This is a genomic window from Rhodococcus sp. MPR-R1B (genome assembly GCF_058793255.1).
In genome coordinates this window covers 47,638-71,658 of record NZ_JBXAFO010000023.1, presented here as the reverse complement: position 1 = coordinate 71,658, position 24,021 = coordinate 47,638, and the positions used below count along the sequence as shown (strand labels likewise).

The window sequence follows — 24,021 nt, the reverse complement described above, 5'->3', positions numbered from 1 at the left end:
GCCCGCAATATCGGCGTTACAGAACCGGACTAGCGTGACGCGACATGTCCGCTCTAACCGAAGCCATCGCGCGGTCCTTCACCACGCGCGAGAAGCAGCCCCCGGCGCGATCACCGCTGCGGGCGTTGGGCCGTCGGCAACTCTCGGGCGCCGAAGTGCTGGCCCAGTCGGTGGCAACCACTGCCCCTGCTGTGTCGATGGTCGTTCTGCCCGTCACCATGCTGACACACGGCCGATTGTTGAGCGGGATGATCACCATCATCGCGGCCACCGTGCTGGTGACGCTCATAGCCTTCTGCGTTTCGCAGTTCACTCGCCGAATGGCTGCGTCGGGCGGATTGCACAGCTTCGTCTTTCGTGGCCTGGGCACCCGGGCAGCATTGACCACCGGCATCGCCATGCTGGTCAAGTACGTCGGCAGCGCGGTGATGACGCTCTATCACGGCGGACAGGCCGCAATCGCATTGCTCGGCTTCGCGGGTGTGCACGTGGACAAGACTTTTCACGTCATCGCGCTCTATCTGGGGATAGCCTTGCTGATTCTCGGCGCTCTCGTGCGAAGTGTCAGATTTGCCGCGCTCGCGATCCTCGTCGTCGAAAGCTGTTCACTTCTGTTCATCGTCGGGCTCATGATCCTGGGCGGTTCCGGAAGTCAACAAGCACAGATCGTTCCACCCACCTCCGGCCACGGGTTGTTACTCACCGCCCTGGCTGCCGTGTTCGCTCTCGCCGGATTCGAGAGCGCGGCCTTCTTCGGCCCCGAGGCCCGTCGCCCGCTGGTAACCGTCACCCGCACAGTCCTTCTCACTCCGATCATCTGTGGATCGCTCTTCATCTTCGCGGGCTGGGCCGCTTGGTCCGGGCGCAGTGACACCCTCGTCAACGCCTATCTCCACGGAACGGCGACGGGCGTGAGCCCCGGTGTCGTGATCGCGCTCAACGTCGGTCTGGGGTGCTCGTGGCTGGCGTCCTCGATGGCGTCATCCAATGCTGCGTCACGCCTGGTCTATTCGTTCGGTGTCGAGCGCCTACTCCCCCGCCGGTTCGCCTCGGTTCACAGTGCCTTCCGTACGCCCTACTTCGCATTGACTACCGTGGTCTGCACCGTCCTGCTGGGCGGCGGAACCTTTGCCGTTCTCGGGCGCGGAGAAATCTTCGACGACGTTCGACTGACTGTTCGCGGCGCCGTCATCGTGGCCTATGCACTGGCGGCTATCGCATCCGTTGTCTTCCTGACACGGATCGGCGAGCACACTCCCGGCGTTCTCGCGGCCGCGTCGTGTGGCAGTGGTGCCGGAGCGATAGTCCTCGGTTACCTGGTTTATGCCAACACGATCGACCACGCGTACGTTGCACCGATCGCCGTGCTCGTGATCCTGACTTCGGGCACACTCTGGCAGTTCTACCTGCGACGCCGAAGCCCCAAAAGTCTGCTGCACGTCGGCGCTTTCGACAGTCCCGAAACCGAGGACGTACTACCAGGAGCTGGGGTGTTCGCCACCGACGCAGCCGGAAACATCGTGCTGGTGGGCGAGCCGACTGCCGGCGCCCGCTGATGGTGGGCCGACCACGCGACCTCGGTGGGCACGAACCCCGAGCGGTTCAGCGCGCCCTTGCCCTCCTCGAGTCGGCGGCCAGGCTCGGATCGGGAGCCACCGCCAAGGACATTGCCGCCCTGGCCGACATCCCACCTGCCACTGCGTATCGGTTACTCAACATCCTTGTCGCCGACGGTTACCTGGTTCGGATCGCCGACCTCTCCGGCTTCGCACTAGGCCGACGCACCCGTGAATTAGCCGGGGCTGCCGCCGAACCCACACCCATCGACAATTCGGTGCTCCTCGAAGAACTCCGCGAGCAGCTACGGTTCGGCGTCTACCTCGCGTCGTTTGCAGAAAACAGAATTCGGCTCGTCGATCGCGATCCCGACCACGAACTCAGTGGTGAACGGACACTGGTCACAGCCGTTCACGCGTCGGCTATCGGGAAGCTGCTCCTCGCCAACCGACCCGAATTGGCCGAGGCCCCACTGCGAAAGGTCACCGCACACACCATCACCGACGGCGACCAGTTGGAACTCGAACTCTCGCGGATCCGGCGCGGTGAGGCCGCCCGTGAGGTCGACGAGATTCGTGTCGGACGCTCCGCCGTCGCCGTCCCGATCCACGACGCGGAAAGGTGTGTCGTCGGTGCCTTGGCTGTGATAGGTCCGACCGGCAGACTTTCCGTCGACGACGTAGACCTGGTCGTGCTGTTGCGGGAGTACGCGGAACGCATCGTTGCACCGACGATGTCGAAGGCAAGCTGAAAATCAGAGGCCGAACACACGTTTGGCAAAGCCGAGATGCTCGTCAGCCCAGCCGATGACGCCGAGCGTGGAATCGAGATTCTGCGGCGGAGTGCGCACCAAGGTGTCGCGTCGGACGAGTCGGTCGAAATCGACCTGAGCGCGGTCGAACTGGACCCCGGCCGTGACCATGATGTTCGCCAGTTCTTGCGCCATCACCCCGTACGCGACTGTCGTGGGATGAACGCCGTCGAGCGAGAAGAGGCCGCCCGATGCGCGGCCGCCGCGACCGTCGGCGGAGAGGAACAGCGAGTCCGGCACGGGTTGCAAGTCGGTCAGTGCTTTGGGGAGGGGGTACGGCGTCCACCATGACGGCCGCGCATTGACGTCGGTGACGTAGCGCCGTGAGGCCACGCGCTCGAGCAACCCGGCAATATCGCAGAGGTACCAGTCCTTCCCCACCCGACGGGCATTCGCGACGGCTTGCTCGATTCCGTCGTTGTACATGTCGATTGCGCTGTCGACGGCCCATGCCTGCGCGCCGGTGATGTGTTGATCGCGTTGTGGGTCGAAGTCTGTGTCGCGCACCCACGGTCGCGCGTAGTACGGGAAATAGCGGGATCCGATTTCGATCTTGCCGCCGAGCCCGTGGGCGATCGGTGCGATGGTCACGTGTGGGACGGTGCAGAGGATGACGTGCTGGGCGTTGATCTTGCGGATCGCGGCCAGCACCTCGGCGTACTCCGACGCGAAGTGCTCGGGCTGCCACACCGTGTATTCGCGCTTGCCGTCCGGGTCACGGAAGTTGTTGCCGCTCCACTCGACTCGGAGTTCGGTGACGGTGCGGAGCGCATTGTTGGCCCCGAGAAAGACGATCAGAGTTTCGATGCCTTCCTTGCCCAGTTCCGCTGCTGCGTCGAACGCGGTTATACGCTTCTCGGCGTCGGAGCCTCGCGGCAGAACCCGCAGTGCGGCGCGCTCACCGTTGTTCTCGACGATCTGGCTGATCAAATCGTCGTGCGGTTGGTGAAGAGCATCCTCGCAGCCCTGCGCCGTCTTGGTCAGAGCGTCACGAAGATCCCACCCGTACACCGAGAGGTTGTGGTTGATTGCCGAGAACGTCGGCGCCTCACTGCCCGGTCCGCGTTCCCAGTAGTCCTCCACCTGATCCATGAACGCACGTGCAGCAAAGAGTGCGAGCGGAACCTCCCAGAGGTCGAGCCGTGGGCCGAAGCGCTCCTCGAGGGTGCGGAGCAACAGTTCGATGTTGAGCGGAAGCCCGCCCGGGCCGCCGTAACGGGGAAAGCGGAACTGGTCGAGCCGGCCCAGCTGGTGAGCAATGATCGCCGGATACGACAGATCGGTATTGAAGATCGCCCCGCTCTGGAATCCCTGCGACAGCGAATCGCCGATGACCACCAACCGGTGGGGAGCATCTCCCCCTGGCGGAACTACCGGAATCCCCACTGTGGGATCGAACTGCGGAACCCTTGGTCCGCCGGCGGCCGCGGCCACGACGTCGTCGGGAGTATCGGATGGAAGTTCCATGCCCACTCACCTCCGGAAAAGTCCAGCTGGTCAGCTGATCAGTGGTGGCTTACGTCGATCGGCATTGTCCTGCTCCGATTGCTTCTCGATCGACCTGACAACCTCGTCGGCCCACTGTTGATTTCGCCCGTCGAATTCCGCGCGGTCCCGACGCGCGATACCCCGCCCCACCAGGATGGCAATCGGAATGGAACACACGACCCATACGAGTAGTACGCCTCCGACAATCCACCACATAACCAGTAATTGTGCCCGATTCGACGACTGTTGTGCTCCAGGTCGAAACATCTGTCCGAATCGTGGCGGTCAATCCAGGTGAGCGCGCAGGTCAGAAACGATCTGCGTCGACGGTTTCACGGGCTTTGCGAACCTGATTCCAACCACGAGCGGCGATGCCGAAGGCAACAAGCGACATCAGATCCGAGACCGTCAGACCGTGTTCTCTGTTCAACGACCACAAGACCTGACCTTCCAGCGGTCCATTGAAGAACAGCCACGCCACCCCTGCACAGGCGGTCGCAACAACACTGGCTTTGGACGGCTTCATCAAACACACGGTGCTGGTCACGAACAACAAGTTCATGAAAACCAGACCGTAGAAAATTCCGATCATCCGACTCCCCCCGAAGTTCGTTCGTTCAGCCGCGGTTGAAGTTCAGGTACGCCTTCGACGGTGTCGGGCCGCGCTGGCCCTGGTATTTGGATCCGGCCTCGGAGCTTCCGTAGGGGAACTCTGCAGCGCTCGAGAGCTTGAGCAGGCAGAGCTGTCCGATCTTCATTCCCGGCCAGAGCGTGATCGGCAGGTTTGCGACATTGGACAGCTCCAGTGTGATGTGGCCGCTGAAACCCGGGTCGATGAAGCCGGCGGTGGAGTGCGTCAAAAGGCCCAGGCGCCCGAGGCTCGACTTACCTTCGAGACGGCCGGCGAGGTCGTTCGGCAGTGAGCACACTTCGAGAGTCGAACCGAGAACGAACTCGCCGGGATGAAGCACAAACGGCTCGCCCTCTGCCGGTTCGACCAGGCTGGTCAACTCGTCCTGGCGAAGTGCCGGGTCGATGTGCGTGTACCGCGTGTTGTTGAAAACCCGAAACAGACCGTCGAGGCGCACGTCGACGCTCGACGGTTGCACCATGGAGTCGTCGAAAGGGTCGATACCCAGACGTCCAACGGAGATTTCGGCACGGATGTCACGATCGGAGAGCAGCACAGGTAGAGGTTACCGGTTCTGCGGGCAGTGCCGGCCCATCGCCGGGGCGATCACACTGTGGTTACCGAACACGATGCGCGGGTTCTGGACTCCCACGGGAGAGCCCAGCCCCACCTATCTCAAGTTCTCCATCCCGAAAGGTGTTCCTGCGCAAAAATTTTGGGCAAATCATTTACCGAAGGCGCCGACTTCGACACGCCTGTGTTGATCAATGGCGGCCGGGGACACCGCCGCTTGAAAGCTCGTCTGATAATGTTCGGAAAGCACGTTGATCGGCGGTGAAAACACGTCCGGTCGGCTGCGACGCCGATGTAGTTCAATGGTAGAACATCAGCTTCCCAAGCTGAATACGCGGGTTCGATTCCCGTCATCGGCTCCACAGATTCTCCGCAGTTCAGAGCCCTTTTGAGGCAGTCGAACTTCGCTTGTTTGGGACCCAATCCTGTGACAGGTACACGGCAGGTACACAACCCCTCCATTCAGTGATCAGTCAATGTGAATCCAACGAAAATGGGGGTGCTAGAGGACCGCGTCTCGGAATTCTGCAGTTCATCGATGCAGTCCGACTGGTCGTCCCCCGGCCTGAATCGGTGTCCATTGCGCGCACTGTCAGGAGAGTGCTGTCGACCTCGAAGCCGATGGTCGCCGGTACCTCGGTTCGTTTGCCGTCCATCAGTGATTCGAGCGCGACTACCAACCGATGGGGTTGGAAACTGTCTCCGCTCGGACTCCGCGCGCTTATCAGTTGAAGTTTTTGAAACCGATCTGCCGTAGCGCACCCGGACACCGGGGACCACAACTCATGCAAGAATGCAGATCTTCTCACAATCACAACTGTGAAAATACCCAAGTCCGTCAAAAATCACCTTCGAAAAGAATCAAGTACGTATTCTTCCTAAGTATCGGACGCCCTAACCGTAAGTGCCAATGTACGACCTCGCTCTGCACATTGAAAAACTCACCAACCTACATCTTGTGCCTGCTCGGATCATCCATGGATCAACCCATACACTCCGGATCCAGAGAGCCGGATAAAGCTCGAAGAAATACGCCAGTTTCGAGGACTGTCACATTAGCGTCGTGCTACCTTCCCGAAGATCTTTAGAACCGGCAGATTGGCCCCAATTCGATAGAAGGCCGTAAGTGTCCAGAGTCGAAACCTTATTCCCCGCAGCATCGCAGCGCCTTCCCTGGTTATGACGTTCGGAGCTACGGCTTCTCACGCAACTCCCAAACCGGGCAACTTTGGCGCAGGTGCTTCTGGTGGACCTTGGTTGGTGGACTACAACTCCTCGAATCGCCTCGGATATATCAGGACAGTCACCTCATTCGGTCCAGGCTCGCCCGCTTACATTGCAGGTCCCAATTTCGATAGCAGGACATCTGCCCTGTATGCAGTAGCGAATCTTGCCGGGCCCTAGACGGAGCGAGGAGGTGAATTCAAATGGATAACGTCCTCTTTGCTATCGTCAACATGATCGTGGCGATGGCGAACGGTTCCACGATCCCCTTCTCATTAGAAGGCGCAGGGCCACTAACCGCTCCCGACTTGTAGAGAAGATCGGCCGACCGCATGTGGATGACATTTTCAGCTCTGCCTGAAACCTGCATATCAGAAGATGCGTGGATCGTGCGGTGGTCACAAACATAAGCTCCCCTACCTGGCCAGGAAGGGGAGCTTATGTTTGACAGGTCTCAAATAGTCGGTCGAGGCCGCCCCGAATAGGATCAGCAACCGAATGTCACAGCGCCGACTGGTTTGATCACGCGAGTGTGCACCGTGAGCAGAATTCACACAGAGGTCGATTAATGTGCATCTGCTGAATCAGCCTCCTCAGCTCCGTTTGATCGAATACGTCTGCTGGCTCGAGTGCCCTTGCTACGGGGAGGCAAGCTACCGATCTCGGACGCGGGCGCTGTCTCTTGATGTTGATGTTGACCACGATGGACCTGTACCTAGTTGGCACTGACCAATTTAGGTCGTCGAACAGGTAGCCGGTGGAAGCGCTTCGGTCTTCGGCCTGATCACGAGCGGCCGCTATGTGGTGAGAATCGGTCGGTCTCCTCTTGAAATGTAGTCGGCGAATCGTTCAATTCCTGATTGTGAGAAGCTTCCTCGACCTGCGCGTCTAAGTGCGGCTTCGACGAATGGGAGCGGTTTCCTGCGGTATGTGCGGTAGATGCTGTCGAGTACTGGTTGCAGTGCCCGGCGTGCGAGGTCTGCTGTTTCCGGGTCTGAACCCCCGAATTTCACTGTCACATTCGGCATAGATACCCCTGCTGGTCGAGTGTCCGATTCCCTGGCCGGAAGCGTACGTATCGGGATTGCAAATCAGTACAGAAACACCAAAACGGGGCGCTAAGTCCCTACTTGCGGTGGATACGACTCCGTCTTTGGGTTGACGAAAAGGGGCCCGACCGCCGCGTGCGGTCCGGCTTCCGTTCTACGACTACGGGTTACGCCCCTAAGCCGAGGCTGGTGGTTTCGCCTGCTTCACGGGTGGGTGGCGAACTGCCGATGCTGACGGGTGTTTGCGTCAACACATAGCGAACTCTCCATCGACAACGTCCATGCAGAATGACCCCCGCGACATAGTTGCCGCCTTCGACGAGGTGGCCGAATTCATTGAGGCGATAACTACCGGCCACCCGAAGGTGCCCCGTCCCGTGGTCGACCACCTAGATCGGCGGTTCCATGGTTCCGCAGAAGTTCAATGCCTGTGGTGCAACGCCCGCGGGGTCGTCGACATCGAGTTCGACGACGGTGCGTGGGTGATGTTCGGGGCGGGTATTCGGCCAGTACGCCCGCGCCATCGAGGTTGTGCTTTTTGACCGCTTGGTCAGGATCTGGAAGTCATAACTGGTCCATATCCAGCCTGTTCCATCAGCCTCTGCGATGAATGTCCCGATGGGTAGCGCTCGGAGACCCAAGTCATCGGTGCCAGATTCCGCGATCTCATTGCCAACATGCCCCACGACGTTCTATGGTTCATTACATGAGTAATGAACCAGTGAACATCGGGCATCGATCATCGTGATCGACGACGGACGACCACTGTTCCAGCAGATCGCCGAGCAGATCGAAGGCTCGATCATCGACGGCTCCCTGCCGGAAGACGGGCAGGTGCCCTCAACCAACGAACTGGCGGCGTTCCACCGAATCAATCCGGCGACGGCAGCCAAGGGCCTCAATCAGCTCGTAGGCGAGGGGATCCTCTACAAGAAACGGGGAATCGGAATGTTCGTCACGGTCGGTGCCCGCGACGCACTCAGGTTCAGACGCCGAGAAGCGTTCGCGCGCCAGTACATCGAGCCGCTGGTCGCGGAGGCCGACCGGCTCCAGATTTCCCTCGGCGAACTCAAATCCATGCTGGACGACAGGAAGGCGGACCGATGAACGCAAGCACGACAACGACCGAGCCCCGAGTCAGGCGTTTCGACGAAACTGAACTTGTCGCCTCGATGCGCTCCGTGGACAGAAAGTACGGGGATGTCGACGCGCTCGCGGACGTCTCGTTCGAGATCAGCCGCAACAAGATCTACGGCCTACTCGGCCGTAACGGCGCAGGCAAGACGACGATCATGCAGATACTGACCGGGCAGGACCTGCACGCCAGCGGCGACGTCGAAGTTTTCGGGGCCGCCCCTTTCGAGAATGCCGACGTCCTGGCGAACGTGTGCTTCGTCAAGGAAAGCCAGACGTACCCCGAAGACCTCAAGGTCAAGCACGTACTCGTCGCTGCCGGCCATCTACTCCCGAATTGGGACCACGCGTTCGCCGAGACACTGCTCGACGACTTCCAGCTTCCCCTGTGCCGCAAGGTGAAGAAGCTCTCGCGCGGCATGCGGTCAGCGTTGGGAGTGATCATCGGACTTGCCTCCCGTGCACCGCTCACGCTTTTCGACGAGCCGTATCTCGGTCTCGATGCCGTTGCACGCCAACTGTTCTACGATCGCCTGCTTGCGGACTACGCCGAACATCCTCGCACTGTGGTGCTTTCGACTCACCTGATCGACGAGGCAGCCAATCTACTCGAGCACGTGATTGTCGTCGACGGCGGCCGGATTGTCGTCGACGCAGACGCGGATGCACTGCGTAGCCGCGCCGTGGTGGTATCCGGTCCCATTGATGCGGTGGATGCCGTTGCTGCGTCCGGCAGGGTCCTGCGCCGGGAGACACTGGGCGCCCACAGCCGAATCATGTTGCAGGCCGATGTGACAGAGACCGAGCGAAACCGACTGCGGGAGGCAGGAGTCCAAGTGGAACCGGCATCTTTGCAGGAACTTGTCATCGCGACTTCGACGCAGCGCAAGGAGATCACCGTATGAGTATCGCAACGACAGAGCCACGGACGGTCCCGAAGACGCCCGCTCGGTCCAGGATCGGTGCCGTCCTACAACTGCACACGGTCGCGTGGCCGTTGCTGATCGCCTGGCCGGTGGGCATCCTGTTGATCTCGTTCCTGATCAGCTTCACTATCTACGCGATCGTCGGGAACGAGGAGGGTGAAGGATTCACCGGCAGTGTGTTCTCGGTCTACGGTTTCGTGCTGGCGTTCTACCTCCAGTCGATGACGCAGACGTTCCCATTCGCGCTCGGACTGAGCGTGACTCGCCGCGAGTTCTTCACTGCCACCACGGTTATGGCGCTGGCACAGTCCGCAGTCTTCGCAATCACGCTGCAACTGCTGTCCGTGCTGGAGTCCGCCACCAACGGCTGGGGTGTGCACATGCGCATGTTCGGCATCGCACGCTATTTCACCGACAACACCGCCGTACAGTTGCTCGCACTGTTCGCGACGCTGCTGCTGACCAGTTCGATCGCAATGCTGGCAGGCGCTATCTACCAGCGGTGGAGGATCACCGGTCTACTCGCCTCCCTCACCGGGCTTTTCGGCTTGCTCGGCTTGTCAGCGATCGCGATCACCTGGGCTGGGTGGTGGCCGGCGATCGGTTCGTGGTTTGTCGATACTCCCCGAGTGGTACCGATGGCGCTACTCCCTCTGGCCCTTGCCATCGCGTGCATCGCCGGAGCCTGGGCGACGTTGCGTCGAGCAACGCCGTGACCGCGCAATCATGTGCGACGCCACATGTCGCGTCGTCTCGAAGTGCTCGTCGGATCAAAACCGTCTAGACAACTCGTCCCCCTCCCTGAGTCAGGAAGGGGGACGAACGTCGCAACAGGGTGCTACCTCGTCCCCGATTTGGTCCGCTCTACTGCCGAGCCACCCGCTCGACAAAACTCGAAGCCCGCAGCACCAGTTCATCTTTCCGGTTCTGGCGCGCAGCGGCGGCATCGTAGCCGGCATACGGGAGCGGGGGGTCGTTACGAACATTGGACGAGCACTGGAAGTCTCGGCAGATCAGTGTTCCGACCGTGCTGCCACGTCGACCGGCGGGCCCGGCCAACTTGGCGCCGTAGAAGACGACCTCGTTGGGGAGTCGCGTGTCGCGGCACCAGGAGCACTGGGCGCGCGATCGCGGAGTGGCCTCGGCTTGAACGAGCAAGACTCCGATGGTCTCCCCGTCGAGTGTCGGGACGATCGTGTAGGCGCGTCGGCCCATTTTCGGATCTCGCCAGCCCAGGTAGTCGAGAGCGTCGAAGTCGATGGTGCCGAAGCCGTCCGGCAGGGTGAGATCGGACTTCTCCTTACGACTCGCGTTGACGAGGCTGGAACGAATAGATGTATCGGTCAAAATGATCATGGGTGTATACCAATCGTGGCTCGGTGAAGGTGGGTACAGCTCATGGCCCGATCAGCACCAAGTGCTGTCGGGTCCGAAATGCGCTATCTGTCGCCGGCGAAGACGACGCCGACAACCCCCTCACGCCCATGGGGCGTCACCGTGTACGTATCCACACCGCGATGGTAGCTACAGGCCTGCGTTACAGGCCACTCGATTTATCAGTCACGCCATACCGCCGTGAACTCGTACCAAGGTCCGCCGAGGTGAGTTGCGGAGAAATCATCGAACCCCGATGGTGGGCCGCTGGGCGAGTACACCCACCCACTCGAGGTGATGAACATGCTGTCGTTGTCGATGAAGTAGACCTCATCCGGCCGCACGACATGGGCACTACTGATATCGAACTGGCCGATCTCGAGCTCTTCCACGGTCGATTCAGGCTGCTCCAAAAGACCAGTCGCGATGGTCTCGAACTCTCCGCTCTTGTCGAGGAAAGTTGCCGGCGGCATCAACAACACCAGAGCGACTGCAGCGATGACGGCGATCGGGGAGGACAGAATCCACCACGACCACCGCCGGTCCTGGCCAAGGACATAGAGGGTGCGGATCGCCCACACCAGACCGACCACGATCAAGATGAGCAGAGCCGCGGCGCTGACGAGGAAGGGATCCAACCATCTGTACTCCCCGAACGGCGAAGGCCACCAACCGTAATGCCGGCAGACCAACGCAATGAGCGGAACAACGGTGAATACCAAAAGAATCGGCCCCGGCGGCTTGGACGACTCCGGAGGGTCAGCTACCAACCATTCACCCAGCGACTTCGGCCTTCTCATCACCCCACCGTATCTGCAGGTCATGGCAAACTCAGCTACACGGCGAATACCTTTGCAGTACAAGCACTCTCGTTCCACTCACAACAACCAACGCAGCGATCGGCACTCTCGCCGCAACCGACACAGATGGACAAACCTCACAATTCGCAGATTCAACGTGCCGATCATGCGACAATCGGACGGTGAACGAGACCGCGAGTGGAGTTTCGCACCCGCACCGACCGCGACTGCTGAGCGTCGGCGTCCTACTCTCCGCCGCCCTCCTGTGGTCCACTCCCCTCGCCGCTGCCGCGCCCACCGAACCTGGGCCGGCCAGTTGCATATCATTCGGAACCGCCCAACTGCCACCAGGTGCGCCTTCCGGTGGAGGTCGAGTCGGGTTGGCAAACCTACCGACATTCACCGGTTCAACCGCCCCCAGCTCGGTCCAGATCCGCACGCCAACTACGCAATTCAATCGTTTCTGGGACTTTGCGCTAGTCGACCACGACTTACTCGCTCGGCCGCGAGAGACCGGCGCATCAACGGCTCAACCGTGGCGTTTCGTGCCGATGCCCGAGTGCCTGCGTGGACGACTGGTCGGGATATCACTGGACGACGACGAACTCGTCGCGGTCGACGACAACGGCTGGATCTACACGATGGACAACGCATCCCAGGATCCGCTGGTGTGGAATTGGACCTCGGCATGGGGCGCACCGCTGTGGAGCGGTCCCGGCCGACAACTCCCCGGAGACCACCCGAACGGGTGGGCACTGAGCGTCTCGTCGCCTTGGGACAACCAAACTTTCACCGACGTCGCAGGACGGATTCACTTCGTCGGACTCGCCAAGATGACGATGATCCCCACGTTGACCGGGGACGGCAGCCGAATAACCTACGCGGACCCGTGGCTGCCCAACGACGACAGCTACGAGATCGGCGGTCCGCTCGGCGGACGGTTCCAGGCCGAGTCCTTGTCGGCGGCCGGCTCGACCACTTTCGTGATGAACAAGTACGGTGACATGTACACCCGCACATTTGATTTCGATTCTTCGGGATCGGACTCGATCTTCTTCCGCTACAGCTGGGAAGATCAGTCGGACAAGCCGTCGGCACCCAACCTCGTGGCCGAAACACTCGACCGCAACACCGCCGCGATCCAACTTCCGGCCCCCGACTGGGTGCACCAGCCCAAAATTCCCGGTGAAGTCACATCCGCGATCAGTGTGCACTCACTCGGTCCCGGCCCGAACCGGCGGGAGTTGCGTGTCGAGGGTCTCCGCGGCGTCGAATCCGGCTTCTGGCACAAGGATCTCGTCGGCAGCGACTGGGAGTTCACGCCGACCGGCGCGTCTCTCCTCGGCGCACTGGTCGAAAACGCGCCGACAGACCGGTCGACGGATACCCTGTCCCCCGCTGCCCCCTGGCACTTGTCCACGACCTTGCCCGCCCGCGACGGTGCCATCGACGGTCAGACTCTGATCGACATCGGGTTTCCGTACTCTGTGGTGGATCCGCGCATGCTCGACGCGATCGGCCAGCACGCACAACCGTCCGGATACCGACTGGACGTGGACCATTTCGACCCGGTCGCCACCACGCGGACCGCGACCGTGACTGCACCGGATGGCACGGTTCTTCCGGTCGTCCTGCACACCGCCGACGGACTACGGATGACTCCCCGCGCATCCGGCCTCGATGCCGATCCGCGCCACCTCGTCGGGGCAATCGAGATCCCGTCGGACGCGTACGCGGATCGGGCATCGAACCCCGCTCTGGACGCGTTCGTGCAGGACTGGATGCACGGAAACCCCATTGCCGCGATCACGCTCAGCGCCACCGACCACGACTTGGTGATCCGCTAGCCGAAAACAGCGCCGTCCACCATGTCGCCTCGATTAGGCTCAGCAGATGGTCGACACCACACCCGACGTGCCGATATCACCCGTCGACGCTGCGAGCTTCCAGCTCGGTGTGCACGTCCAGCCCTACCTGGTCACTATTGCCGGACTGCTCGCTCCTGGTGGCTTCGTCGATCGAGACGGTCGACCTGATCTAGTGCGACTTCACCGCACTCTCGCCGCTCACATCGCGCAGGAGCCGTTACTGCGGCAGCGACCGATCATGCGGAACGGGTCATGGTGGTGGACGTAAAACGACATCGACTTCGACCTCCATCTCTCGCTTGACGAACGCGGGCCTACAGAACCCGACTTCGAATCCGTCTGTGGTCGACTCGTGATGCAACCCCTCGACACCACCCGACCGTTGTGGCACATCGCCTTCGTTCCTGCAGCTCGACCGGGTCTGTGCGGCATTGTGATCCGAGTGCATCACGCGGTTCTCGACGGCGCCAGAGCCAGCGACCTTTTCGAGCGCTTGTTCGCCTCACCTGATTCGAAAAGTACCGACCCGGGCGCTCCCGTGCCGAACATCCCTCCGAAGGCCGCCGGTTCCCTCGACCTCCTCCGATTTCGAATCGGTACTTTCCTGCACCGGCCAATCCGATCACGGGTGTTGCTGGGCGCCATTGGTCCCACGAGATCGATCTCGTCCGTCAACGTCCGCACCTCTCTGATCGAGCATGCCGCGCAGCAAGCGGGAGGCACTTTGAACGATGCCTACCTCGTTGCGGTGGGCGGCGGACTGCGATTCATCCTCCAAGAATGCGGCGAGCCCATCCCCAAGTCGATTGCGGTATCGGTACCCGTCGCAGTCACAGCGATCGGTAGCGCACGCAATGCCGTCGGGTTCATGATCATCGACCTTCCACTTCGTGAAACCGACCCACAACGCACAGTCGCGATCGTCGCGAAGCAAACCGCTGCGGCCAAACCTTCCGCACGCGCTGCGGGAACAACCTTTCGGTCACCGCGTATCGCCGGCGTTTTCGACAAGCTCGCAAAGCGGCAGCACATGATCGGTGCAGTCGCGTCCAACGTCCATGGACCGCGCGGCCCGCTCACGCTCGACGGGGCAGCGCTAGTCGAACTCTGGCCTCTGGGCCCGTTGGCGGGCAATGTCCGCGTCGGCTTCACCGCAGCGTCCTACAACGACACATTCTGGATCGGAATCCAGGCCGATGCCGAGCATCTCCCACCTGCAAGCAAGATCGCCCGAGCCGTCGAACGGACTCTCGACGAAATAACCGGCACTGCACACTGACTGGATCTACTGCCACTATCCGATGCACCTCGCCGCTTGGGCAACGGATACTGTCGAGACGTCTCGACAACATCTCCACTGATTCGAGCCTGCAAGCCGGTGTCGTCACGACACGATCGTCACGAGGAAGGCGAAAGATGTTCACACCTGCAGAATTCGGCAAGGTCTCGGTACTGGTTCCTGAGAACGGTGGTGCCGTCCCCTACGGGAACACCGTGGTAGTGCACGGATCTGAAAGCACGCTCGTCATCGACCCTTCGCTCTCCCTCGACCGCGACCCCGTCGGCGCAGACCTCGTATTCGTCAGCCACGGGCACGAGGACCACATCGCCGGACTACGCCATTTCGACACCCCGGCCTATGCGCACCATCTCGACGCACCCGCAGTCGCATCCCTCGACACGATGCTCACCAATTACGGCCTTCCTCCGAACGAACGAGACGAGGTCCAGCAGTCGATTGCTACGCAATACGGCATACCCCCGACCCACGAGAACGTGTCGGGGATCGCGGGCGGCCACGTCTTCGACCTCGGCGACCGCACTGCGACAGTCATTCATTTGCCAGGGCACACCCGCGGACACTGCGGGGTCCTCGTTGAACCCGACGGCTTCTTCTACGTCGCCGACATCGACCTCACCTCCTTCGGCCCGATGTACGGCGACCTGGGTAGCAGCGTCAACGACTTCCTCGACTCCATCGACCACGTCGCAACGATCGACGCACGCTGGTACGGAACATTCCATCAGAAGGGCGTGGTCGAGGGCAGCGACGAGTTCCGTCGCCGGTTGTCCGCATACCGCGACAAATTACTGAGCCGCGAAGACCGTCTCATCCAATTCCTCGGCGAACCAAAACTCTTGGAAGACATAGTCGCTCATCGACTCGTCTACCGCCCCCACGTATCGGCACCGTACGTCGACGCCGTCGAACGACGGACAGCTCAGCTACACCTCGAACGACTCATCGCATCCGGTGCCGTCACAGTCGACGAAGACAAGGTGTTTCGCCGGACCCTCTGACATCCCTGGCGAACTGATCGCGCCATTTCGGATACTTCCGAAAATCGGACCGAAGTTCACCGAAAAAATCTGGCACTCAAGGTTGCAGAGTGCCAGTTTGGCTGGTTATCATGTTCTCGCACAGTAAGTTCGGTCGCCGTCGAGGTGACGGTGACCTTTCTTAGACGATACGGGAGGTGTGTTGCTGTGCTTCGTTTCGATCCTTTCACCGACATCGACGCGATCACCAAGTCCCTGCTTGCCACCGGAACCGGCAGCAGCCGAAGTCCACGCTTCATGCCGATGGACCTCTACCAGATCGATGACCACTACGTCCTTCACGCCGATCTTCCCGGCGTCGACCCAGGATCAGTGGACGTACAGGTAGACGGCTCGACCCTCACCCTGACCGCGCACCGCAGCGCCATTTCCGAAGAGGGAGTGACGTGGCTGGCCGGTGAGCGTTTCACAGGAACATACAGAAGGCAGCTGTCCATCAGTGAGGACATCGATTCCGAACGGATCGTCGCCTCATACGACAACGGCGTGTTGACCGTGACCTTGCCGATCGCAGAGAAGGCGAAACCGCGGCGGATCGAAATCTCGTCGGGACCGCCGTCCCGCACCGCAAACTCCGAGGTGAAAACCCAAGGACAGATCGAAGCCTGACCTGAACGGCTTGGCACGAAATCGACTGTACGAGAGCCTTTCATCCAGGAGGTCCACTATGCCCGCGCCAATCATGGCCCCCGCCGCAGCTCTGGCTGAACCGGTCGTCTGGAACGAAGACCCGCAGCGGCAAGGCTGGTGGAAGCGCATCCTCGCGGCCACCCCGCCCGAGAACCCCACCAACGAAGAATTTCAACCCTGACAAAACCAGACCGTGTTCGCCGAATACGGTCACCCACAAATGAATTGATGCCTTCCGTCCGTCCACCGAGGCGGACGGAAGACATTTACAGGCGCTCTACACACGTTCAGCTCGATGAAGCATTCCGGCCGAACCGAAGAGCCATCACCTGCAGCAGGTCAGGAACCGCCCGAAATGGGCGAAGCAGGACGAAACACTCACACAACAAGGACGAAGCTCGCCGCCACCTGCCAACCGTGACTCGTACGGTTGAAATGTAGACGTCAGTGACTGCGCTGACGCTTACCGACCTCGTCGGTCCCCTGAATTGTGTGGCCGTCGAGGTCGTCTCATGTCTATACCCAAACTGAAAGTGGTCAGCCCTCAACCCTCGTCGGAGGAGATGCCGTCGCCAGACCCTCCAGAAGGATTGCCAGACCGCGCTCGAGTTCGTCCTGCCCGTCGTAGTGAGCCATGATCGTAGCCATCGACCGCAGTCTCGGAAACTCGGCAAGCGCAAGCCGATGCAGACCGAGCCGCAAGAGATCGTCCGTCTCCTCGGGATTTTCGACTATTTCCTGAAGCTCGTTGAGAATGTGCCCGTTGAGGAAGCCGAACACTGCTCGGTAGATGTGTAATGCGTCTTCAGGAGTGAAACCGGCCCGTATCAGCAGTTCGAGAATCGCTTCGACGTAGCGCAACGTCCCGGGAGGACGCAATCCGAGCGGGGTGGACAGCGGCCGAGTGACCAGCAAAGGAACCACGTTGGGGTGCGCGAGCGCGAGGCGGCGATACCCGTACGCAACTGCGTGCAGCTGCCCCCTCCAGTCGCGATCGGACGGGTCGACGACCAGTTGTTCGAGCACGGTCTCGACGACCCCGTCCAGCAGGGCCGCCTTGTTGGCCGCGTACCTGTAGAGAGTCATCGGATTTCTGTCGAGCGCTTTGCCCAGTCGGCGCATGGAGAGGCCGTCGGCACCTTCCTCGTCGATGATCGCCAACGCCGTCGAGAGTACGAGCGCCCTGGTGAGGGGCTCCTCGCGGTCCGCGGCGGGAATCAAACCCTTAGTGCGATCTGGCGAGTGTCCGGTCATTCACAAAACATACATCGTATGCCTACGCGTTGACAGAACAGTACGGCTGGTTTACTGTTCGGATACGCCCTATGCATACAACGTATACACACATCGTATACCCGGAATGTCCGGATTTACGTGGGCGCTCATCGATACGTCCCGGCGCCGGAGTCGGCGCGGACGTACGGACTCACTTTCGTCGCATGAGTCCCTTCTTCAAAGGATCGAAGATGAACAGAACATGACAGCACCCACCGCAACACGACGCTCGCGGTTCTTTCAATTCTCGGGTATTGCAACGATTTCCGTTTTCTCCGTCGGCATTCTCGTCTTGCCGGCCGGCACTGCCGGCGCGGAAGCGACTGCTGTCGGACTCGGCACCGCTGAGCCCTTTGCAGTCCTTGCCGGAGCAGGAATCACCAACACCGGACCGACAACCCTCGGCGGCGATATCGGCACGTATCCGACTCCAACCATCACCGGTGTATCGGACCTGACGATTACCGGCACCAATCATGGTGGCGACGCGGTATCGCAGGGAGCGAAACCCGACGTGTTGACTGCCTACAACACTCTTGCCGGTCAGGGACCCACACAACCGACGGGAGACGACTTGACCGGTCGGACACTGGTTTCGGGTGTCTACAACTCCGGTTCGTCGATCGCACTGTCGGGAACCGTCACCCTCGACGCGCAAGGTGACCCCGATGCAGTCTTCGTCTTCCAAGCGGGATCAACGCTGATCACATCGTCGTCCAGCACCGTTGCACTGATCAACGGAACGCAGGCGTGCAATGTTTTCTGGCAGGTTGGAAGTTCCGCCACCCTCGGCACCAACTCCGTCTTCCGAGGAAACCTCTTGGCGCTGACAGACATTACTGCCACAACCGAGGCAACCGTCGAGGGTCGACTGTTGGCGATCAATGGCGCGGTCACTCTGGATACGAACACCGTTACGATCCCGACCTGTGCGCCTCCTGTCACGACCACGACTCCGACCACTACGACGACTACAGTCCCGCCTGACACCGCGACGACTACCACCACGACTGTGGTCCCGCCGGTGGTGACTACAACCACGACGGTCGTCCCGCCGGAGGTGACTACAACCACGACGGTCGTCCCGCCGGAGGTGACTACAACCACGACTGGTACACCGGTGGAAGCGACGACCACCACACCAGGGCCGAACGGCACGACTACAACCACTGTGGACGTACCGCCGATCATCACGACCAGCCGAAACATTCCGTCCATACCCGAGATTCCCGGTCTCCCACCACTGCCGGGAATACCTCCCACCGTTCCCGGGACGGTAACCGTCCCGTCTCGGGTGCCGACGACGTCAGCTTCTCGAACGGGTACCCCGACCACTCAACCGGTAGGCCCGGAATCCCCGAATGTTCGAGCCCCTCAGGTGCAGCAGGTACCACGAGGGTCGGTCGACACCGGTGACGGAAGCACACAATCCCAACGCGACGGACAGTCCAGTGGAGGGTGGATCGCCCTGCTCGTCGGCTTCTTCAGCGTCGTGGCTATGTCGGCCCTCGTCATCCGTCGGACAAGTCGATAGATGAAAGACGAAAACTCCGTGATGGCTCCGCGAACTCGCCGAGCCATCACGGCTCTCGCCCTTACTGTTTCAGTACTCGTAACGGTGGTCGGATGCGCCGGTGGACAATCCGACAGCGGAAATTCACAACCACACTCGTCGCCTCGACAAGACACCACATCCGCGCCACGCGCCACTGACTCTGCACTGCCCGAAAGGGCGCCGGTAACTGCTGAACACCGCCCCGCGCGCCTCGAAATCCCGTCCATCGGCGTCGACACCGACATCATCGATCTCGGACTCGATACCGATGGAGCACTCGAGGTCCCACCGGATGGGAAGGACGCAGGGTGGTACACCGGCGCTCCCGCACCCGGTGAGGTCGGACCGGCAATCATCGCCGGCCACGTCGACTGGCAAGGCACCGACGGGGTCTTCTTCGATCTGCGGAATCTCGAAACAGGAGCCGACATCATCGTCACCCGCGAAGACGGAAGTCGCGCAGTGTTCACCGCTACCAGTGTCGAACACTTCCCCAAAGAGGACTTTCCCACCGACGTCGTATACGGCGACATCGACCACCCCGGACTCCGGATCATCACGTGCGGTGGATCCTTCGACGAAACCGCACGCAGTTACAACGACAACATCATCGCATTCGCCGACCTGGCCTAACCGCCTGAGACGCCGCAGCACACCACTTCGAAAGTCCGCACGAACCGTTGGAGAGCAATGACCGTATTCCACTTTCCCGTGCTCGAGAAGTTTCGATGACAGACACCGACGACATTCGAGCGAGCGCCGAAGCAGGTGTCGACGCTCCTGCATGGCGGGATCGGAAGCGTTACTGGTGGCCGTTGGGATTGCTGATCCCGCTGAGTCCCTTCCTGTCCTGGCTGCTGGTCGAATATTTGCACCTCGGCCTGTTCTGGGCGACCGGTGCCTGGATCCTGATTCTCGTCATCCCGATCGTCGACGTCGCAGTCGGCGCAGATGGCCGCAGCCCACCCGACAACGTGATCGCGGCATTGCAGGACGACCGCTACTACCGCTGGTGTACCTACCTGTTCGTGCCACTTCAATACGCTGGCCTCGTCTTCGCCGCATGGTGTTGGGCGCACGCCCCGATGGCAACCGGAGAGAAGATCGCACTGGCGATGACCGTCGGCGTCGTTGCGGGCGTCGGTATCAATGCCGCACACGAACTAGGCCACAAGAGCAGCCGCCTCGAGCGGCGGTTGGCGAAAATTGTGCTCGCTCAATCGTTCTACGGGCACTTCTACATCGAGCACAATCACGGTCACCACGTCAACGTTGCGACGCCGCGCGATCCCGCCAGTGCTCGTTTCGGGGAATCGTTCTGGATATTCCTGCCCCGCAGCGTATTCGGAGGTCTGAAATCGGGCTGGCGGATCGAATCAGCACGCCTGCGCCGGCAGGGTTCACCCGCACTGTCGCCTCGAAACAACATCTTGCAGGCATGGTCGCTGAGCGCCGCACTGTTCGGGACGTTGATCACCTTATTCGGGTGGCAGATACTGCCCTGGCTGCTCCTGCAAGCCTTGGCCGGGATCACGTTCCTCGAGGCCGCAAACTACCTCGAACACTACGGATTGCTCCGTGCGCGAAGACAAGACGGCAGCTTTGTCAAAGCCCGGCCCGAAGACAGTTGGAACAGTGATCATCTCTTGTCCAATTTGTTCCTGTACCAATTACAACGACACAGTGACCATCACGCGAATCCGCGTCTGCGCTACCAATCTCTGCGCAGCGCTCCAACCGCTCCGCAACTCCCTGCCGGATACGCGGTGATGATCGTCTGCGCTGCCGTACCACCACTGTGGCGGCGGATGATGGATCACCGTGTCCTCGGCTACTACAACGGCAACGTCGAGCTCATTCACACCAAGGCGACGATATGAATGACAATGCCCGAGACGACGACCACAGCGACGGGCACTACACGGCCACCGGGCCGACCAAACACGCCAGAGCTGCGTACCAGCCGACGCGCACCCGGCTCAGACGAGCCGCACCGAGCCTGGACGTCGTCGCTGCCGCGGAGTACCTGTTGACCCAGCCCGACGCATACCTCTATCGCCGCCGATACCTCGACCTGATCACTCAAACCCCCGGGCCCGACGGAACATCGATCACCGACTACGCCGCAGCTGAACGCTACCTACTTGTCACCGCTACCGCGCACCGCAGAACTCATAGTGAGGTTCGTCCATTGCCGGCACCCGGCGATTTTCTGTGAAGTGGTCACCGCAGTGTTTGATGCCAGAGAGTGACAACGGCCTGACGAATTCGGGAGCGCAGCATTTGTCATTTGCCATCACAGCTTTGATTCGCGCTCGCCAATGTCATCGAGGATCAAGAACTCGATCTTCGCTCGCTCCCCGTCCGCATCGAAGTCGTTGTCGCGGTCTGAGACACGCGTGATCAGTTCCGTCAGTGCCGCATGGATCGTCGTGTACAGAAATGCACGCGGGTCGGGCACCCCCATCACGTCGTCAGTGTTCATCTGTACCTGCGCCGTAGCGGTACGCCTGCCCAGAAATACACGCGGAAGCCGGATCCCGGTCGGATCGGTCACCACGGAGATGTCGCCACCAACGACAACAAACAGATCGAAGTCGTACTGCATCGCGATGCCCCTCAGCCGGTGTCTGAGCCGAGTCAACTCCTCGATGAAGTCAAGCGGCACCGACGGTCCACCGAATACTGTCCTGAACGTGACCCCGCGAGTCATCGATCTGCCCCCTTTACGAATCATCCATTTCAGGATCGAGGGCCATACCCTCTGTGTCCCCCACGCCAAGTGCTCGGGCATATCGACCGGCATACCGCTCCAGTGCGACTGCTGAATCGGCCTCACCTTCCCATTGATCCGGAATCGCGGTGCCGTCACACGTTGTTCGCGACACTTGCGCCTCGGAGAACTCGACAGCGGTCCGGGTGAAGGAACACCGCACAAAACTCGTGGCCGCCGAGAATCGTGCGCCGCCGAAAGTGCACTCCACGAATGAGGTATCGGCGAACTGCGCACCAGTCAGGTCTGTGTCGTCGAATGCGCATCGTTCGAACACAGTATTGGGCACGGAGCGGAGCCCGCGTGCTTTGGCTCCAGTGAAATCGCAATCGACGACCCTCGGTCCGAGCGCCAGACGAGAGAGCGTCGCACCCCGGAAACTGCACCGTTCGAATCGGCGATTGAAACGGGGCTGTCCGGTCAGTGCCACGAAATCGAAACGGCAGTCGAATAATTCAGATTCGAAGACGGAGATCGAACCCCGAGCGAAACTCAGATCAATCCGTTCCAACGTGAGATACCGGATGTCCAATCCAGCGCTACCCGCTGTCAGGCCACGCACATCGATCAGCCCGTCATCGGTCTCCGCCCATGGGGAGACGAGAGTGTGGGGCGGCTTGACGATCCGCGACTGATCGAGCAGCTGCGCCCGTAAATTATCGACGCCCTCATCTGACCAACGTCGACGTAGGGAGGTGATCGCGGACCGGTTCACGGGCTCAATAGTATCGGCAAGATGCCCAGCGATTGGCCGTGGCTGCCCAAGAAGCGAACCACCACACATCAGTACTTCGGTAGGAATCACTTCTCGGAGCGCGCAAAACAGCCGGACCGTGAAATGCACGGCCCGGCTGCAGCGCTCACGCGCACGAAGTGGAACTCGGAGTCAACTGGGGTACTGAAACCGGTCGTGTACGAGCCGTTGACTCATCCCCGGATCAGTATCGAATTATCAACTCTCACAAGTTGATCACGTCGCCCACAAGGATCTGATCGGGATTGACGATCTGCGGATTCATGTCCCACACCTGCTGCCAGGTGAGACCTCGTTCTGTCGCGAGGTCGAACAATGTATCACCGGCTGCAACGACTACCTCTGAGCCGGGCGCTGGAGTCTCCGACTCCGGAATGCTTTCTACCGGTGCAGATTCGGATGTCTCAGAGTAGACAACGGGAGCAGGCGCCGGTTCCGGTGCAAATTCGGGTGCTACGTCCTGTGCCGGCGCGGGCGCGGGAACAATACTCGACCCGGTATCGCACGCCCCGATCGAACTCAGGAAGGACATGGGATCGACGGCGCCTCCACTGTGAATGCGGAGATGCAGATGTGGGCCGGTGGAGCTACCGGTGTTACCCGTTGCCCCGATCTCGTCGCCTACCTCGACGTGTTGCCCCACACCGACCCATGTTTCGGAGAGGTGGCCCATCTGAATCTGCTCGCCACTGTCCGCTTCCAACTGGATGTACGTTCCATATCCACCCGGATCATTGGGTCCGGCAACAGAAATCGTGCCCGATGTGGGCGCGTGGAGCGCGGTGCCGACGTTGACAGCGAAGTCGACTCCGTCATGTCCCGCGTGGTAACCCTGCGAAAGTGATCCGCTTACCGGCCACTCCCAATTGCAACTCGCCGACCAGCCCTGCGCACCGGCGGTACCTGCATTGGCTACTGCTCCGGCCCCCACAAGGGCGCCCAGTCCCGCAGTTACGGCGATGAATCGTTTTGTGCTGGAAGGCTTGTGTTTTCTGTGCTTACTCATGTTTTCCTTGACTGATGTGCTCGGAGCAGGTGCAGGCTCTACCCGCAGACAGCACTCAATACGTGCTGAGCTACTCGGTGTATCGCACCAAGACTCCGTTGGAGTGAGATGTTCGGATCGCGCCATGGAGAGAGGTACGGTGACCGCTCTCGAACGCGAGCGCGCGCATAGACCCGCAGGTCTGCATCTCCTGGTGACAGCACAGGAGATACGGGTTCTACATCGAGGCAGTGCCTGAATCGATCGTTGATCG

26 protein-coding genes and 1 tRNA gene are annotated in these 24,021 nt (G+C 60.8%); 16 read left to right on the top strand and 11 right to left on the bottom strand.

Features of this window, described 5'->3' with window-relative positions:
* Positions 1–44: 44 nt before the first annotated feature.
* A complete protein-coding gene (locus tag AC1Q61_RS25455) occupies positions 45–1,556 on the top strand; it encodes an APC family permease (protein WP_047269034.1) in 1,512 nt (503 codons plus the stop codon).
* Positions 1,556–2,308, top strand: a complete 753-nt coding sequence (locus AC1Q61_RS25450) for an IclR family transcriptional regulator (protein WP_003943724.1) — start codon at positions 1,556–1,558, stop codon at positions 2,306–2,308. Before AC1Q61_RS25455 ends, AC1Q61_RS25450 begins: the two co-directional genes overlap by 1 nt.
* 3 nt (positions 2,309–2,311) lie before the next feature.
* On the opposite strand, the gene AC1Q61_RS25445 is transcribed toward AC1Q61_RS25450, so the two are convergent.
* The 4 genes from AC1Q61_RS25445 to dcd form a co-directional block, all read right to left on the bottom strand.
* Positions 2,312–3,835 carry a hypothetical protein gene (locus AC1Q61_RS25445; protein ID WP_492651220.1) on the bottom strand — a complete coding sequence of 508 codons (1,524 nt, stop codon included), beginning with the start codon at positions 3,833–3,835 and terminating at the stop codon, positions 2,312–2,314.
* A gap of 30 nt (positions 3,836–3,865) precedes the next feature.
* Positions 3,866–4,072 (bottom strand): hypothetical protein, encoded by a 207-nt coding sequence (locus AC1Q61_RS25440; RefSeq protein WP_007726530.1) that lies wholly within the window; start codon positions 4,070–4,072, stop codon positions 3,866–3,868.
* Positions 4,073–4,163: 91 nt separating this feature from the next.
* A complete protein-coding gene (locus AC1Q61_RS25435; RefSeq protein WP_003943682.1) occupies positions 4,164–4,448 on the bottom strand; it encodes a hypothetical protein in 285 nt (94 codons plus the stop codon).
* Between the two features lie 25 nt (positions 4,449–4,473).
* Entirely contained in the window at positions 4,474–5,043 is a 570-nt protein-coding gene (dcd, locus tag AC1Q61_RS25430; protein ID WP_003943702.1) for a dCTP deaminase, read from the bottom strand.
* A 305-nt stretch (positions 5,044–5,348) separates the two neighbouring features.
* Here dcd and AC1Q61_RS25425 point away from each other — a divergent pair.
* A tRNA-Gly gene (locus tag AC1Q61_RS25425) sits at positions 5,349–5,422 on the top strand.
* Positions 5,423–7,722: 2,300 nt separating this feature from the next.
* Here AC1Q61_RS25425 and AC1Q61_RS25420 read toward each other — a convergent pair.
* Positions 7,723–7,857, bottom strand: coding sequence for a hypothetical protein (locus tag AC1Q61_RS25420; protein WP_492651221.1), 135 nt, complete (start codon positions 7,855–7,857; stop codon positions 7,723–7,725).
* Positions 7,858–8,077: 220 nt separating this feature from the next.
* Between AC1Q61_RS25420 and AC1Q61_RS25415 the strand changes: the two genes are divergently transcribed.
* From AC1Q61_RS25415 to AC1Q61_RS25405, 3 genes are read left to right on the top strand one after another with little or no spacing between them, the layout of a single operon-like run.
* A complete protein-coding gene (locus AC1Q61_RS25415) occupies positions 8,078–8,440 on the top strand; it encodes a GntR family transcriptional regulator (RefSeq protein ID WP_007726518.1) in 363 nt (120 codons plus the stop codon).
* Entirely contained in the window at positions 8,437–9,372 is a 936-nt protein-coding gene (locus AC1Q61_RS25410) for an ABC transporter ATP-binding protein (RefSeq protein WP_492651222.1), read from the top strand. The genes AC1Q61_RS25415 and AC1Q61_RS25410 overlap by 4 nt, the downstream gene beginning before the upstream one ends.
* Positions 9,369–10,109: an ABC transporter permease gene (locus AC1Q61_RS25405; protein ID WP_492651223.1), complete on the top strand. Its 741-nt coding sequence runs from the start codon at positions 9,369–9,371 to the stop codon at positions 10,107–10,109. The genes AC1Q61_RS25410 and AC1Q61_RS25405 overlap by 4 nt, the downstream gene beginning before the upstream one ends.
* Positions 10,110–10,257: 148 nt before the next feature.
* On the opposite strand, the gene AC1Q61_RS25400 is transcribed toward AC1Q61_RS25405, so the two are convergent.
* Together AC1Q61_RS25400 and AC1Q61_RS25395 are read right to left on the bottom strand one after the other, a co-directional pair.
* On the bottom strand, positions 10,258–10,749 hold the full coding sequence (locus AC1Q61_RS25400) for an FBP domain-containing protein (protein WP_058038925.1): 492 nt from the start codon (positions 10,747–10,749) through the stop codon (positions 10,258–10,260).
* Positions 10,750–10,949: 200 nt separating this feature from the next.
* Entirely contained in the window at positions 10,950–11,567 is a 618-nt protein-coding gene (locus AC1Q61_RS25395; protein ID WP_492651224.1) for a DUF1109 domain-containing protein, read from the bottom strand.
* 551 nt (positions 11,568–12,118) lie between these two features.
* On the opposite strand from AC1Q61_RS25395, the gene AC1Q61_RS25390 reads away from it, so the two are divergent.
* The 6 genes from AC1Q61_RS25390 to AC1Q61_RS25365 all read left to right on the top strand — a co-directional run bounded on the left by AC1Q61_RS25390 (position 12,119) and on the right by AC1Q61_RS25365 (position 16,586).
* Entirely contained in the window at positions 12,119–13,414 is a 1,296-nt protein-coding gene (locus AC1Q61_RS25390) for a hypothetical protein (protein WP_492654907.1), read from the top strand.
* Positions 13,415–13,460: 46 nt separating this feature from the next.
* Positions 13,461–13,703 (top strand): hypothetical protein, encoded by a 243-nt coding sequence (locus tag AC1Q61_RS25385; protein WP_492651226.1) that lies wholly within the window; start codon positions 13,461–13,463, stop codon positions 13,701–13,703.
* Between the two features lie 6 nt (positions 13,704–13,709).
* Entirely contained in the window at positions 13,710–14,714 is a 1,005-nt protein-coding gene (locus AC1Q61_RS25380) for a WS/DGAT domain-containing protein (RefSeq protein ID WP_492651236.1), read from the top strand.
* 137 nt (positions 14,715–14,851) lie between these two features.
* Positions 14,852–15,736 carry an MBL fold metallo-hydrolase gene (locus AC1Q61_RS25375; RefSeq protein ID WP_492651227.1) on the top strand — a complete coding sequence of 295 codons (885 nt, stop codon included), beginning with the start codon at positions 14,852–14,854 and terminating at the stop codon, positions 15,734–15,736.
* A 186-nt stretch (positions 15,737–15,922) separates the two neighbouring features.
* Positions 15,923–16,384: an Hsp20/alpha crystallin family protein gene (locus AC1Q61_RS25370; RefSeq protein WP_492651228.1), complete on the top strand. Its 462-nt coding sequence runs from the start codon at positions 15,923–15,925 to the stop codon at positions 16,382–16,384.
* A gap of 58 nt (positions 16,385–16,442) precedes the next feature.
* Complete coding sequence (locus tag AC1Q61_RS25365) at positions 16,443–16,586, top strand: hypothetical protein (RefSeq protein WP_165639161.1); 144 nt, start codon at positions 16,443–16,445, stop codon at positions 16,584–16,586.
* A 356-nt stretch (positions 16,587–16,942) separates the two neighbouring features.
* Here AC1Q61_RS25365 and AC1Q61_RS25360 read toward each other — a convergent pair whose 3' ends face one another.
* Entirely contained in the window at positions 16,943–17,659 is a 717-nt protein-coding gene (locus tag AC1Q61_RS25360; protein ID WP_042452349.1) for a TetR/AcrR family transcriptional regulator C-terminal domain-containing protein, read from the bottom strand.
* Positions 17,660–17,882: 223 nt separating this feature from the next.
* Between AC1Q61_RS25360 and AC1Q61_RS25355 the strand changes: the two genes are divergently transcribed.
* The 4 genes from AC1Q61_RS25355 to AC1Q61_RS25340 all read left to right on the top strand — a co-directional run bounded on the left by AC1Q61_RS25355 (position 17,883) and on the right by AC1Q61_RS25340 (position 21,453).
* Entirely contained in the window at positions 17,883–19,214 is a 1,332-nt protein-coding gene (locus AC1Q61_RS25355) for an ice-binding family protein (protein WP_064689434.1), read from the top strand.
* Entirely contained in the window at positions 19,215–19,868 is a 654-nt protein-coding gene (locus tag AC1Q61_RS25350; RefSeq protein ID WP_003943710.1) for a class F sortase, read from the top strand. It begins immediately after the preceding gene.
* Positions 19,869–19,963: 95 nt separating this feature from the next.
* Positions 19,964–21,115, top strand: a complete 1,152-nt coding sequence (locus AC1Q61_RS25345; RefSeq protein WP_054826870.1) for an alkane 1-monooxygenase — start codon at positions 19,964–19,966, stop codon at positions 21,113–21,115.
* Positions 21,112–21,453, top strand: a complete 342-nt coding sequence (locus tag AC1Q61_RS25340) for a hypothetical protein (RefSeq protein ID WP_064114314.1) — start codon at positions 21,112–21,114, stop codon at positions 21,451–21,453. The genes AC1Q61_RS25345 and AC1Q61_RS25340 overlap by 4 nt, the downstream gene beginning before the upstream one ends.
* Before the next feature lie 78 nt (positions 21,454–21,531).
* On the opposite strand, the gene AC1Q61_RS25335 is transcribed toward AC1Q61_RS25340, so the two are convergent.
* The 3 genes from AC1Q61_RS25335 to AC1Q61_RS25325 form a co-directional block, all read right to left on the bottom strand.
* Positions 21,532–21,948, bottom strand: a complete 417-nt coding sequence (locus AC1Q61_RS25335; protein ID WP_042452357.1) for a hypothetical protein — start codon at positions 21,946–21,948, stop codon at positions 21,532–21,534.
* Positions 21,949–21,961: 13 nt separating this feature from the next.
* Positions 21,962–22,852 (bottom strand): pentapeptide repeat-containing protein, encoded by an 891-nt coding sequence (locus AC1Q61_RS25330; protein ID WP_492651229.1) that lies wholly within the window; start codon positions 22,850–22,852, stop codon positions 21,962–21,964.
* A 115-nt stretch (positions 22,853–22,967) separates the two neighbouring features.
* On the bottom strand, positions 22,968–23,768 hold the full coding sequence (locus tag AC1Q61_RS25325) for a peptidoglycan DD-metalloendopeptidase family protein (RefSeq protein WP_231914974.1): 801 nt from the start codon (positions 23,766–23,768) through the stop codon (positions 22,968–22,970).
* Between the last annotated feature and the right edge of the window lie 253 nt (positions 23,769–24,021).